This window comes from Mesorhizobium sp. B3-1-8 (assembly GCF_006439495.1).
GTDB lineage: Bacteria > Pseudomonadota > Alphaproteobacteria > Rhizobiales > Rhizobiaceae > Mesorhizobium.
Genome location: NZ_VFTK01000025.1, coordinates 67,511 through 81,134 on the forward strand (window position 1 = coordinate 67,511; position 13,624 = coordinate 81,134).

The window sequence follows — 13,624 nt, forward strand, 5'->3', positions numbered from 1 at the left end:
TGGCTGCCGGGGTCGTGTCTCAATGCTTACTGGCCGGTGACGATCTTGGTCCAGGTGCGCGTGATGATGCGTTGTGTCTTGGGATCGTATGGCGCAACGGTATACAGCTTCTTCGTCGTCTCTTCGTCCGGATAGACCGAAGGATCTTCCAGGATCGCCTTGTCGATGAACTGCTGCGAAGCCTTGTTGCCGTTGGCGTAGAGCACGTAGTTCGACGACTTGGCGATGACTTCAGGCGTCATCATGTAGTTGATGAACTCGAGTGCGTCGGCGACATGCGGCGCATCCGCGGGGATCGCCATCTGGTCGAACCACATCTGGGCGCCTTCCTTCGGCACCGAATAACCGATCTCGACGCCCTGCTTGGCTTCCTCGGCGCGGTTGCGCGCCTGGAAGACGTCGCCCGACCAGCCGATCGCCATGCAGATGTCGCCGTTGGCCAAAGCGTTGATGTATTCGGACGAATGGAACTTGCGGATATAGGGCCGGACCTTCAGCAACGCTTCCTCGGCCTTTGAAATGTCATCGGGCGAGGTGCTGTTGGGATCGAGCCCGAGATATTTCAGCGCCGCGGGAATGATGTCGGCTGGGGAATCCAGCACATAGACGCCGCAATCCTTCAGCTTGGCCAGCTTGTCCGGATTGAAGAACACGTCCCAGCTGTCGATCTTGTCGGTGCCGAGCGCGGCCGTCACCTTCTTGACGTTATAGCCGAGGCCGACCGTGCCCCACATGTAGTTGACCGAATATTCGTTGCCCGGATCGTATTTGGCGGTGCGCTCGGAGATGACGTCCCACATGTTGGAGATGTTGGGCAGTTTCGACTTGTCGAGCTTCTGGAAGACGCCCGCCTGGATCTGGCGCGCCAGGAAGTTGGCGCTCGGCACGACGACGTCATAACCGCTGCCGCCGGCAAGCAGTTTCGTCTCCAGTATCTCGTTGGAATCGAAGGTGTCGTAGACGACCTTGATGCCGGTCTTCTTGGTGAAGTCGTCGATGATCGAGCTGTCGATATAGTCCGACCAGTTGTAGACATTGACGACGCGGTCTTCGGCATGGCCGCTTAAGGTGAAAAGCGTCAGAAATGCCGAGGTCGCCGAAAGCCATAGAGCTTTGCGGATCATGGTGTTCTCCTTTGGTGAGTGTTCCCTCGCCGGCTCGTCGCGGTATGGCGGGGCGGCATTGGTTTAAGACTATTGAGCTCTCCGGAGAGCGACAAGCGTGAACTGTCGACGCCAGGCTCGGTAGCGACATCAGGGTTCGAGACAGTTTGGCCTTCCCGGCGAGGCACCCGGGCGGCGTCAGCGGCATTGACCGCAGCGTATGCATAGCTATCACGATGCTGTCCGGTCCCGAGCGGGCCGGCGGAGACACTTGGCAAGATACGCCTGTCTTGTTGTTGCCGTAATTGCAGCCTGCCCGCCCGGCAACTGGGTTGTCAATGGGGAAGGCTGCCTATCGTCAATTGGGCGACGGCAGGCCGGTGACGCCGGGACGCGCCGGCCGCGTCTGGCGCTTGAACTCCAGGCCGATATGGACGAGCAGCGCCGTGACCACGACCGCGCCGCCGATGATGGTGCGCACCGACGGCACTTCGGAATGGACGAGCCAGACCCAGATCGGCCCAAGGATCGGCTCGAAGGTGCCGAGCAGCGCCGCGATCGCCGCCGGCACCAGCCGCGCGCCCATGGCGAAAAAGGCGAGGCCGACGCCAAGGTTGATGACGCCGAAGGCGAAGAGAAAGCCCATATCCCGCCCCGAAACCGCGAACGCCGAGGCCTGGGAAGCGGCGAAAGCGCCGGCGAAAAGCGCCGCGAGACAATTGGCCGGCACCATGCGCACATGGGCAAAGCGCCGGGTGATAACGGTCGCCACCGAGAACATGACCGCGATCAGCAGCGCCAGGCCGTCGCCGATCGGCGAGACGGCGCCGCCCAGGGATTCGGAGACCATGATGGCAACGCCGGCGATGACGGCGGCAATCGCGATCCAGGTCGCCGGGCTTACCCGTTCGCGAAACAGGAGCCAGGCAAGAAGCGCCGCCAGCAGCGGCACGCCGGCCTGCATCAAGAGGATGTTGGCGACGGTCGTGTAGGCAAGTGCCACCACGAAGCTGGTCGAGGCGGTGGCGAAGCAGAAGGCGACGCCGAGGCCGGGCAGGCCCATATGCCGGAAGAGGTTCAGGGTACCGCGCCAACCGTCGCGGAACAGCATGAAGGCGATGAGAAAGGCCACGGCCCACAGCGAACGCCAGAAAACCACGGTCCAGCTGTCTCCGACATGGATGAAACGGGCGATGGTGCCGCCGAAGCTCCACATAAGCGCCGAAAGAAAGACCAGGAGCATGCCGATCCGCTCCTCGCGCGGCGAGACGGCTGGCAAAGCGACAGGCGACGGGGCGACGGGGGACGGGGCGGTATCGGTCATGGGCATGACTTGTCAGCGAGTTGCGTTCGACACGATGCACCAAGGACAACAGGGATTCTGTGTCTCAAACGACGGGACTGTGTCTCAATCGCGTAGCGCAAAGTACAAAGCCATGCGTGATCCAGCATTCGCTCAAATGTAGGACAACCTCTCCGCGGTTTACTTCGACACAGTCAGACCCGAGACCGATGCGCAGGCTCGCGTGACATATCATCCCTGAAAATCGAAGGCGCTGAGGCCCGTCACCATCTCGTCGAGGCCGAGCGGGCGCGTCACCGGCGGCTCGGCGCGCGCAAGGCAGCCTACGCGCTCGCAAAGCCGGCAGGCGGGGCCTACCGGCGTGGCGAAGCCTTGCCCCGACTTGCCGGCGGCTCCGGCCGGCAGCGCCGCGCCGTAGACGATCTCGTCGCGGAAGCCGATATCGCAGCCGAGCAAGAGCGCGGTGCGCCGCGGCCGTTCGGAGAAGGCGCCTTGCGGACCTTCCAGCGTGCGGGCGATGCACAGGAACTCGGCGCCATCGGGCATTTCCAGCGCCTCGACCAGGATCTGGCCCGGCTGCGAGAAGGCCGCATGGACCGGAAGCTTGGGGCAGCCGCCGCCGAAGCGGCTCTGCGGGTAGCCCTGGCTGCCGCCCTTGCGGAAGCGGTTCCCGGCATTGTCGACTTCCAGCATGAAGAACGGCACGCCCGATGCGCCCTGCCGCTGCAGCATGGTCAGTCGGTTGGCCGCCTGTTCGAAAGAGACGCCGAAGCGGGAACGCAAGACGTCGATGTCGTAGCGGGCGCGAACGGCCGCCGCATGGAAAGCCTGATAGGGCATCATCAGCGCATGCGCGGCATAGCGGCCGAGCTCGAAGCGGGCGAGGCGCCGCGCCTCGTCGGTGCCGAGTTTCAGCGCCTGGAGCTCGCCCGCGATGGCCACCGACATGCGCATCAGGCTCGCCTCCATGGCGACTTCGCGCAGCTGGTCGAAAGGCGACAGCCGCTCGGAGAGGAACAGGCGCTGCGAATGGCGGTCGTAACGGCGGCGCCAGTTGGGCATGGTGGCGACCGGCAGCACCTTGACGACGATGCCATGCTCGCGCCTCAGCCAGGCCTTGAGCGCGCCGGACAGGTCGTCGCCGGGTTCGAGCACCGATGTGAAAGCTTCCGCTTCCTCCTCCAGCGAAGCGAAGTGGTTCGGCCGGCGCTCGAACACTTCGTGGACTTCATCGGCAGGCAGGCGCGTGCCGGACAGCGCGGTTGCCCTGCCCTCCTTGGCCAGAAGCTGGTTGAGGTCGGACAGGCGCTCAGCCTGTTCGCGGTAGGCGCGAAACAGTTTTACCATCGCCGCCGAGGCGTTCGGCGCGGTCTCGGCGAGATCGATCAGCTCCTGATCGCCAGGCAGTTCGCCGGCAAGAAGCGGATCGCTGAACGCTTCGCGCAACGCCGCGATCGAGCCTTTCGTCTCTGCTTGCAATTCATGCGGATCGACCTTGTAGACAGAGGCCAGCTTGAGAATGAGCTGCACCGTCAGCGGGCGCTGATTGCGCTCGATCAGGTTGAGGTAGGACGGCGAGATGCCCAGCCCTTCGGCCATCGCCGTCTGGGTCAGGCCTCTGGCGTTGCGCAGCCGGCGCAGCCGCGGACCGGCGAAGATCTTCTGGTCGACCATCCGTGCCATCCTTGACAAGAATTTACATGGATATCGAGTCCGGCATCCATTACGCCGTTTTTACAATCGTGACAAATTTACAGAGATGGCCTGTCAATGACAACACAGCTTTTCCTTTATTTTCAGTGCCGAATGGCGGTTTTTCTGGGCGCTTTTCGCGCTGCAATGTAAATGATGTCACACGCAGACATCGCAAGGCTATAGGATTGCGATGTAGCGCTGAAGCAGTTTCCAAACGATCCGGAGTGACCAATGACCGATTTTTACAACCTCGTCCCCTCCGCGCCGGAAGGCCGTTTCGACGGCATCGAGCGTCCCTATTCGCCGGAGGATGTGAAGCGGTTGCGCGGCTCCTTGCAGATTCGCCAGACGCTGGCCGAGATGGGTGCTAACCGGCTCTGGAAGCTCATCCACGAGGAGGACTTCGTCAACGCGCTGGGCGCCATGTCGGGCAACCAGGCCATGCAGCAGGTTCGGGCCGGGCTGAAGGCGATCTATCTCTCGGGCTGGCAGGTGGCCGCCGACGCCAACACCGCGTCGGCGATGTATCCGGACCAGTCGCTTTACCCGGCCAATGCGGCGCCGGAACTGGTCAAGCGCATCAATCGCACCTTGCAGCGTGCCGACCAGATCGAGACGTCCGAAGGCAGCGGGCTATCGGTCGAGACCTGGTTCGCGCCGATCGTGGCCGATGCCGAAGCCGGCTTCGGCGGCCCGCTCAACGCCTTCGAGATCATGAAGGCCTTCATCGAAGCCGGTGCCGCGGGCGTCCACTATGAGGACCAGTTGGCGTCGGAAAAGAAATGCGGCCATCTCGGCGGCAAGGTGTTGATCCCGACGGCGGCGCATATCCGCAACCTTGACGCGGCGCGCCTTGCGGCCGACGTCATGGGCACGCCGACGCTGGTCGTGGCGCGCACGGACGCCGAGGCGGCGAAGCTTTTGACCTCCGATATCGACGAGCGCGACCGGCCTTTTGTCGATTACGATGCAGGCCGCACGGTCGAGGGCTTCTACAATGTGCGGAACGGCATCGAGCCTTGCATCGCGCGCGCCGTGGCCTATGCGCCGCATGCCGACCTGATCTGGTGCGAGACCTCGAAGCCCGATCTGGCGCAGGCTAGGAAATTCGCCGAGGGTGTGCACAGGCACCATCCGGGCAAGCTGCTCGCCTACAATTGTTCGCCGTCCTTCAACTGGAAGAAGAACCTCGACGACGCGACGATCGCGAAGTTCCAGAAGGAGCTCGGGGCGATGGGCTACAAGTTCCAGTTCATCACGCTGGCCGGCTTCCACCAGTTGAACTTCGGCATGTTCGAGCTGGCGCGCGGCTACAAGGACCGGCAGATGGCCGCCTATTCGGAACTGCAGGAGGCCGAGTTCGCGGCGGAGGCCAACGGCTATACCGCGACCAAGCACCAGCGCGAGGTCGGCACCGGCTATTTCGACGCCGTGTCGATGGCGATCACCGGCGGCCGGTCTTCGACCACCGCCATGCATGAATCGACCGAGCACGCCCAGTTCAGGCCGGCGGCCGAGTAACGGATAGCAACCAGAGGAAACGCCCGCAGGGCATCTACATCGAGGAGAAGAGCAATGGCATCGATAAGCCGTGTCAAGGAAAGGGCAGAAGAACAATCGAGCGCGATGAGCGTCGACCAGCAGGCGACGATCCGCATGCTCGCCAACGATCTGCACCGACTCAACCAGTCGGTCATGAAGGCAGTCGAGGCCGGTGTCTCGGTGGAACTGGTCCGCTCGGCCAGGCACCATGGCGGCGACGGCAACTGGGGAGACCTTTTGATCCCGGTGATCGTTACCCAGCAGAGCCACACTTGACGTAACGTCAACAGTCTCGGCGATAGTCTCCCGCGCGCTATACGTTCGGGAGACTATCGTCTTTTTTCGGTTTGCCTTCACCGTCAAGTGGTACGACTTGCTCTGAATCTCGGATTTCTTGCTATATTTTCGACCTCGACCGTTTCAGCTTGACACCGGCCGCGATCTCACCCAATTGTGCCTCAGGTTTCAACCCTGCATTGAACCAGAGTGTCAGCCCGCCGATGTGTCCCCCCGACCGTGACGACCACTCCGAAAAACGCTCGAAACCGGCAGCCCGGACAGGCGCGATCGCTGCGGATTTTTCCAAAGTGCTCGTCGTCGGAAAATCGTCGATCAACCGCGTCGTGGTGTCGAAAATCGTCGAGAAATCGGGACTGAAGCCGATCTCGGAACCGCCCGAGGCTGCCGAGAAGACGCTGACCGGCCAACTGCCCGGCGCCGTCATCCTGGACGGCGGCCCGGACAACAAGGATTGCGACCGGCTGATGTCGGCCATCGACGCGCTGCGGCGCGCCTCCGGCAAGCCGTTGCCCGCGGTGATCCTGCTTTCAACCCGAAGTGGCACGCCGGAAAGTCTCGGCCTGTCGAGCGTGATCGATGCGGTGGTTGCCAAGCCGATTACGCCCGAGAGGCTGCAACCGGTGGTCGATCGCCTGGTCGGGCGCGGCTAAGGCCCCCCTAAAGCTGGTCAGCCTGCAGCGGCGATGCTTTCGATCAGCGCGGGCAGTTCGCTCAGGTTGGCGATCTGCCGGAAACGCGGCGCCGCGACCGGCGCTTCGGCGTGCTCGGCCGCCCAGGTCAAATCGTGCGGGACATAGATGCCCCAGCCGCCCGCGTCGATGGCCGGGATGACGTCCGACTTCAACGAGTTGCCGACCATCATGCTCCTTTGCGGTCCGTCGCCATGGCGGCTGAAGATGCGGGCATAGGTGGCGGCGCTCTTGTCGCTGACGATCTCGACGGCGTCGAAAAGCTCGCCCAGTCCCGATTGCGCCAGCTTGCGCTCCTGATCCATGAGGTCGCCCTTGGTGATCAGCACCAGGCGATAGCTGCCTGCCAGCTTCTCGACCGTCTCACGCGCATGCGGCAGCGGCTCGATCGGGTGGCTGAGCATGTCGCGGCCGGCAGCCAGGATTTCCGCGATCGTCGAGGCCGGAACGCGGCCTTCGGTAACCTCGATCGCCGTCTCGATCATAGACAGCATGAAGCTCTTTATGCCGAAGCCATAGACGCCGAGATTGCGCTTTGCGGCTTCAAGCAGGTTCGCGGAAATCCGGCTTGCGTCACCGTGCTCGGCAAGCATGGCGATGAAGCGCTGTTCGGTCATGCGGAAGAACTGCTCGTTCTGCCACAACGTGTCGTCGGCATCGAAACCTATCGTGGTAAGAGCGGACATTGCGACGTCATCCTCCTTCGAAACGGTGGTGTAGACGCGTTCGGCGGGCACTGCTAGCTCTAGCTGGGGTGCATGCTGAATTCATGGAAAGGCGAGCTGGAGCGTATCCTGGAAAGCTCCCAGGACAGCGATCAGATCCAGCTCGTCATGGCGCTTCGAGAACTCGCGTAAACCGCCTCCCCTTCCCTTTCCCCGTAGCGCCCGGCTATAGTTCGAAATCCGCAACACAATCTGGTGAATGATGCCGCCTGAAAAAAAGGAAGTCCGTCCGTCAAGCCGGGGGGGACGCGCCCGCACGCCTGCATTCCTGAAAAACCAGCGTGGTGTGAAGAACTGGAAGGAAGCCAGCGCCTGGCTCGAATGGCGCGGCATCGAGGACATCGAGTGCATCACGCCCGACCAGGCGGGCGTCGCCCGCGGCAAGATGATGCCGTCCAAGAAATTCACTTCCAACACCTCGCTGGCGCTGCCTTCGGCCGTGTTCATGACGACGATCTCCGGCGGCTATCCCGAGGACGGCAACGGCTTCCATTATCCCGAGGACGACGGCGACCTGAAGCTGCTGCCCGATCTTTCGACGCTGACCGTCGTGCCTTGGGAAGAGGATCCGACGGCCGCGGTCATCTGCGATCTCGTTCACCAGGACGGCCGCTCGGTCGAGTTCACGCCCCGCAACGTGCTGAAGCGCGTGCTGGCCGCCTATGACGAGCGCGGGTTGAGACCGGTGGTGGCGCCCGAGATCGAATTCTACCTGGTGCGCAAGAACCCCGATCCGGACTACCCGCTGACGCCGCCGGTCGGACGTTCGGGACGGCCGATCGGCGGCGGCGCCGGCTATTCGATCGCCGGCGTCAACGAATTCGACGAACTGATCGACGACATCTACCATTTCTCGGAACGGCAAGGCCTGGAGATCGACACGCTGATCCATGAGGAAGGCGCCGGCCAGCTCGAGATCAATCTGCGCCACGGCAATCCGATCGAGCTCGCCGACCAGGTCTTCATGTTCAAGCGCACCATCCGCGAGGCGGCGCTGAAGCACGAGATCTATGCCACCTTCATGGCAAAGCCGATCCAGGGGCAGCCGGGCTCGGCCATGCATATCCACCAGTCGGTCGTCGACAAGAAGACCGGCAGGAACATCTTTTCGGCCGAGGACGGCTCGGAGACCGATGCGTTCTTCCACTTCATCGGCGGCATGCAGAAGCATGTGCCGAACGCGCTGGTGATGTTCGCGCCTTACGTCAATTCCTATCGCCGGCTGACGCAGCAGGCTTCGGCGCCGGTCAACAACAAATGGGGCTACGACAACCGGACCACCGCCTTCCGCGTGCCGCGCTCGGATCCGGCGGCGCGACGCGTTGAAAACCGCATCCCGTCCTCCGACGCCAACCCCTATCTGGCGCTGGCGGCCTCGCTTGCATGCGGGCTGGTCGGCATGAGCAACAAGATCAAGGCGGAACCGCCGGTGCTGACGACCGCCAATGCGGATGAAATCGACCTGCCGCGTGGTCTTCTGGAGGCCGTCGGCCTGTTCGAGGACGATAAGGAGCTCGGCGCCATCCTGGGCAAATCCTTCGCCGCCACCTACACCGCGATCAAGCGCGCCGAGTTCGAGACCTTCATGGAAGTGATCAGCCCGTGGGAGCGGGAGTATCTCTTGTTGAACGTATAGGGCACTGATCATGCCCTATCAGTCTCCCATTTCCCCGGGCCGCTCGTGGTACGAGGATACGGCCGGGCCTCGGCCCGAATACCCTTCGCTAGATGGTGATCGCCAATGTGACGTCGTCATTATTGGCGGCGGCTTCACCGGCTTGTCGGCAGCGGCGCATCTCGCCAAAGCCGGCGCGAATGTCGTGCTGATCGAGGCCTATCGCTTCGGCGACGGCGCGTCGGGGCGCAATGGCGGCCAGCTCGGCACCGGCCAGCGCGCCTGGGCGGAGGAGTTGGAGGCCGAATTCGGTCTCTCGCGCGCCAGGGCGCTGTTCGACATGGCCGAAGAAGCCAAGGCGCATCTGTTCGACTTCGCTGCCGCCAACGCCATCGACATCGACTATATGCCGGGTCAGCTTTCGGTCGCGCACAAGCGGCGCTATGTCGACGACTACAGGCGCCACGCCGAGATCATGGCGAACCGCTTCGGCTACCCGCATGTCAGCTTCATGGACGCGGCGGAGACAGCGGAGCGGCTCGGCTCGACACGCTACTTCGGCGGCGCCCGCGACACCGGCACCGGCCACATCCACCCGCTGAAGCTGGTGATCGGCACGGCGAGAGTGGCTGCGGCCGCCGGCGCGCATCTCTTCGAGCAGACGCCGTCCACCGGCATCGCTTCCAATGGCGGCAAGGTGACGGTCACGACGCCCAGGGGCACGATCGCAGCCGACAGATGCCTGATCGGGGTCAATGCCTATGGCGGCAACCTGGAGTCGGTGAGCGCGGCTCACATCATGCCGATCGGCTCCTTCATCGGCGCGACCGTGCCGCTCGGCGCCGACTCCAAGGTACTGCCGGGCGGCGAGTCGGTCGACGATTCCCGTTTCGTGGTGCGCTATTTCCGCAAGTCGAAAGACGGCCGGCTCCTGTTCGGCGGCCGCGAGGTCTATGCCGTCAACGATCCGAAGGACATCCATATCCACATCCGAAGGCAGATCGCCGAACTCTACCCGGACCTCAAGGATGTCGAGATCACACATGGCTGGGGCGGCTATGTCGGTATCACGGTGCCGAGAAAGCCGTTCGTACGCGAAGTGATGCCGAAGGTGATTTCGATGGGCGGCTATTCCGGCCACGGCGTCATGCTGTCGAACTTCTTCGGCAAGCTCTATGCCGAGACCGTTGCCGGCAATCGCGACCGCTTGAAATTGATCGAGGATCTGAAAATTCCCGCCTTCCCGGGCGGTCGGCGTTTGCGGGCGCCGCTCTTGTTCCTGGCGCTGAACTGGTTCGCGCTACGCGACAGGATTTGAAGCCGGCAGGCCAGCCGAAGCCACCGATTCGAGGCTGGCGGCCTCCACGCGGCAGGTTGTGGAAGCCTTAACAGGCGCGCAGAATTTCGCAAATTGGCTCACTCATGCCATAATCAGCAGTAAAAGATGCAATTATGGGCGAAAATCCGGGGATTTCGCGGGCCTGCCCGCAAAGATTTCGGGACCGATGCCGATCGAAGCCAATCGTTACGGCAATGATCGAAAGAACGTCGGCCCGCTTGTTGGAGGTGGTTTGAGTGAACGAGCCCTTCAGTTTCGGCGCGCCGGAACGGCAGCGCTTTACAATGCAGTTCGGCTATAACGTACGGCCATCCTTCTGGCAGAAGGTACAGTCGAACGCGCATCTGGTCATTGCAGCGGTCGGCACCGCCGCGCTGCTCGGCGTGGCCGCGGTGGCGCTGTGGCTGTGCGTTCCGGGCAGTGACCGGCAAGTGACCGCGGCAAATGCCGCGCAGATCGTTCCGACAATTCCGGTGAAGACCACGAAAGTCGCTCCGGCGGCAGCGGCGGTCACTGTGGCGACGGCGCCGCAGGCCGCGCGCAAGGGGGATGCGGTAACGCCCACGACGGCGGCCCGCGAAGCCAACATTCCGGCCTTGGCATCAAACAACCCTCGCTGGACGGCTTCCGATGCCAAGACGCCACCTGCCCCGGCCGAGAACCAGCCAGCTCCATTCAAGCAGGCCGCCGACACGGCCCCCGCGCAATCGACCGATACGGCCTTTGCCGAGGCCAATGCCGAGAACGACGCTTCGGACGCGCTGTCGCAGGTCGCCGGTTCCGCCAGCGAGACAGCAGCGGCCGCGAAAAAGCCGGGCGACACGATGGACGGCGCCCAAACCGCCGCCATTCCCGAAGCCAAGCCGCAGGTTCCAGATCCGCAGCCGGCAGCGACGGACAGCTCGGCACAGCCTGAGCCGAAAGCTCAAAGAGCCAGCGCGGCCGCAAACGGGCGCGTCTTGAGGGCGGTGACCATGCGCTCAGGCCCGAAGAAAGGTGCCGCCGCAATCGCCACGGTGCCGGCCAAGGCATCGGTGCAGGTGATGAATTGTAAGAAATGGTGCGAGATCGTCTATAACGGCAAGCACGGCTGGGTCTACAAAAGCTACATCAAGACCGGCGCATAAGGCCCAATCCGCCAAGCAGCCGCCCGAGCCGACCTTTCCTGCGCTCAAGCCTGAGATCCGCGATGAAGGACTTGTGGTCTTCGAACGGCACTTCGTAGAGGCCGCAAGTCTGGCAGGCCTCTTTCTTGCCGCACGCCTGAATCCAGCACCTGATGTCGTGCGTCCAGGCCAGCGCGATCCTCTCCAGATGAAGATTGGATGAGCTCTTCAGCAGGATCAGTTCTCCGGGGACGGCGGTCTGCTTGATGTGATCGGAGACTTCCTTCGGGGTGCGAAGCTCCACGAAACGGCCGCTGTCGCGGTCGGCCTGGCTGGCGCGTGAGCGGTGGGCATTGTCGCCGGTATAGATGACCTCGTCGGCGACGTCGCGCGCGATACCGTAAGCAGTGCCATACTTTCTCGACGAACCGGTGTAGTCGGAAATCTGTCCGACGACGATCCGTTTACGAACGGCCGTCGCTTTGGCCATCATCTCGAACGCAATGTTCAGCGAATGCCAGGGCGCTTTGGCAGCATCGACGATGAACTGTGGACCCCGATCGGTCACCAGCACCGTGCAGCGGTTGGCCAGAGGTTCGAAGGATGCGGTCCTTGCGGCGATTTTCTCCGGTGGAGCACCAAGTTCCAGCGCCGTGACGACGGCGGCGGCTGCCGGCAGCCAGAAGTGCTCGCCGGGGAATGGTGTCTGCATGTGTATGTCGCCACCGTGCCATCGAAGCGAAAATCTGAGCAGGTCCGGATAGGCGGCATGGATGTCTGTTACACGATAGTCCGCGGCCTCGGACTGACCGAAAGTCGCGACGCGGCACCTTGCGCCCGAAGCCATGTCAAGCACATGCGGGTCGTCGGCGTTCAAGATCGCGAGTCCGCCGGGCTCCAACGCATCGACCAGCGCCCGTTTTTCCCGCGCAACAGCTTCCAGCGTCCTGAACTTGCCGACATGCTCCAGCCGGATCATCGTCACGAGCGCGACGTCCGGCTTCAGCATTTGCGCCATGCCTCGGATCGAACCGGGCTCATACGCGCCGGCTTCGAAGACGACGTAGTCGACTTCGCCCGCGCGTTTCATGCGCTTGTAGAGCGTGCGGACCAGTGCGTTGAGCGTGTTGGCCAGAACTTGCGTATGGACCGTGCCGTGACCGGCCAGGATATGCCCAAGCAAACTGGTTGCCGTCGATTTGCCGGAACTGCCGGTTATCCCGATGAAGACAGCCTTGCTTTGGGCACGCGCACGGTTTGCCCGATAGCGACGCAATCGCCAGCCCAGATCTTTGCGAATTTCACGCAGCCTGACCTTAACCACGCGCCAATTCCCCTACCCCGATCCGTTATCGTTTTGACGGACCATGAAGTCAAATGGGACTCGGCTTGACCGCGCATAAAGCTGGCATGCGCCACCTGAAGCGGCTCAGATGCAGCGGCCGCCGTCGACCTCCAGCGCCACGCCGGTGATGAAGGCGGCTTCATCCGAGGCCAGCCACAGCGCCGCGTTGGCGATATCGAGCGGCGTCGAAAGCCGGCCGAGCGGGATCGAGGCGCGGAATTTCTCGCGGATCTCCGGCGTGTCGGCGCCCATGAACTTCTCCAGCATGCCGGTCTCGCCGGCGACCGGGCAGAGGCAGTTGACGCGGATGTTCTTCGGCGCCAGTTCGACCGCCATCGACTTGGTGGCGGTGATCGCCCAGCCCTTGGAGGCGTTATACCAGGTCAGGCCTGGCCTCGGCCGAAGCCCGGCCGTCGAGGCCGTGGTCAGGATGACGCCGCCTCCCTGCCGGTCCATGATCGGCACGACGGCAAGCGCCGCGTGATAGATCGCCTTCATGTTGACCGCGGTGATCAGGTCGAAGGTTTCCTCATCGACGCCGAGCATGTCGCCGTTGCGATGGGTGAAGCCCGCATTGTTGACCATGATGTCGATGCGGCCGAAAGCGCTCTTGGCGGCATAGATCATCTCGTCGAATTCGGAGCGCAGGGAAACGTCGGTCTGGGTCCAGATCGCGCTCTCGCCGATCTCTTCGGCCACCCGCTCGGCGCCCCTGGCGTTGAGGTCGGCGACGACCACGCGCGCGCCCTCTTCGGCGAAGCGCTTGGCCATGCCTTCGCCGAAGCCCGACGCGGCACCGGTGATGACGGCGACCTTGTTTTCCAGACGCATGCTTTTCCCGCTCATTGGATTCCGCAGCTTG

12 protein-coding genes are annotated in these 13,624 nt (G+C 63.1%); 6 read left to right on the forward strand and 6 right to left on the reverse strand.

What is annotated here, in order from left to right; all coding sequences use genetic code 11:
* Positions 1-26: 26 nt before the first annotated feature.
* The 3 genes from FJ424_RS22375 to FJ424_RS22385 all read right to left on the reverse strand — a co-directional run bounded on the left by FJ424_RS22375 (position 27) and on the right by FJ424_RS22385 (position 4,080).
* Positions 27-1,124, reverse strand: a complete 1,098-nt coding sequence (locus FJ424_RS22375; protein ID WP_140655374.1) for a polyamine ABC transporter substrate-binding protein — start codon at positions 1,122-1,124, stop codon at positions 27-29.
* Positions 1,125-1,461: 337 nt separating this feature from the next.
* Positions 1,462-2,427, reverse strand: coding sequence for a DMT family transporter (locus FJ424_RS22380; RefSeq protein ID WP_140655371.1), 966 nt, complete (start codon positions 2,425-2,427; stop codon positions 1,462-1,464).
* 210 nt (positions 2,428-2,637) lie between these two features.
* Positions 2,638-4,080 (reverse strand): XRE family transcriptional regulator, encoded by a 1,443-nt coding sequence (locus FJ424_RS22385; protein ID WP_140655369.1) that lies wholly within the window; start codon positions 4,078-4,080, stop codon positions 2,638-2,640.
* 252 nt (positions 4,081-4,332) lie between these two features.
* Here FJ424_RS22385 and aceA point away from each other — a divergent pair, with 252 nt between their 5' ends.
* The 3 genes from aceA to FJ424_RS22400 all read left to right on the forward strand — a co-directional run bounded on the left by aceA (position 4,333) and on the right by FJ424_RS22400 (position 6,593).
* Positions 4,333-5,622, forward strand: a complete 1,290-nt coding sequence (gene aceA / locus FJ424_RS22390) for an isocitrate lyase (protein ID WP_140655366.1) — start codon at positions 4,333-4,335, stop codon at positions 5,620-5,622.
* A 54-nt stretch (positions 5,623-5,676) separates the two neighbouring features.
* On the forward strand, positions 5,677-5,919 hold the full coding sequence (locus FJ424_RS22395; protein ID WP_027168360.1) for a hypothetical protein: 243 nt from the start codon (positions 5,677-5,679) through the stop codon (positions 5,917-5,919).
* Between the two features lie 290 nt (positions 5,920-6,209).
* Positions 6,210-6,593: a response regulator gene (locus FJ424_RS22400; RefSeq protein ID WP_140655498.1), complete on the forward strand. Its 384-nt coding sequence runs from the start codon at positions 6,210-6,212 to the stop codon at positions 6,591-6,593.
* A gap of 17 nt (positions 6,594-6,610) precedes the next feature.
* On the opposite strand, the gene FJ424_RS22405 is transcribed toward FJ424_RS22400, so the two are convergent.
* A complete protein-coding gene (locus FJ424_RS22405) occupies positions 6,611-7,318 on the reverse strand; it encodes an HAD family hydrolase (RefSeq protein ID WP_140655363.1) in 708 nt (235 codons plus the stop codon).
* A gap of 241 nt (positions 7,319-7,559) precedes the next feature.
* Between FJ424_RS22405 and FJ424_RS22410 the strand changes: the two genes are divergently transcribed.
* The 3 genes from FJ424_RS22410 to FJ424_RS22420 all read left to right on the forward strand — a co-directional run bounded on the left by FJ424_RS22410 (position 7,560) and on the right by FJ424_RS22420 (position 11,438).
* Positions 7,560-8,993, forward strand: coding sequence for a glutamine synthetase family protein (locus tag FJ424_RS22410; protein WP_140647700.1), 1,434 nt, complete (start codon positions 7,560-7,562; stop codon positions 8,991-8,993).
* Between the two features lie 10 nt (positions 8,994-9,003).
* The gene (locus tag FJ424_RS22415) at positions 9,004-10,290 is read left to right on the forward strand and encodes an FAD-binding oxidoreductase (RefSeq protein WP_140655361.1); all 1,287 of its coding nucleotides are present in this window, start codon (positions 9,004-9,006) and stop codon (positions 10,288-10,290) included.
* A 257-nt stretch (positions 10,291-10,547) separates the two neighbouring features.
* Complete coding sequence (locus FJ424_RS22420; protein WP_140655358.1) at positions 10,548-11,438, forward strand: SH3 domain-containing protein; 891 nt, start codon at positions 10,548-10,550, stop codon at positions 11,436-11,438.
* Here FJ424_RS22420 and FJ424_RS22425 read toward each other — a convergent pair.
* Together FJ424_RS22425 and FJ424_RS22430 are read right to left on the reverse strand one after the other, a co-directional pair.
* Positions 11,422-12,741, reverse strand: coding sequence for a Mur ligase family protein (locus FJ424_RS22425; protein WP_140655355.1), 1,320 nt, complete (start codon positions 12,739-12,741; stop codon positions 11,422-11,424). The two genes, FJ424_RS22420 and FJ424_RS22425, sit on opposite strands and share 17 nt — an antisense overlap.
* A 105-nt stretch (positions 12,742-12,846) precedes the next feature.
* Positions 12,847-13,593, reverse strand: a complete 747-nt coding sequence (locus tag FJ424_RS22430; RefSeq protein ID WP_095765639.1) for an SDR family oxidoreductase — start codon at positions 13,591-13,593, stop codon at positions 12,847-12,849.
* Positions 13,594-13,624 lie beyond the last annotated feature (31 nt).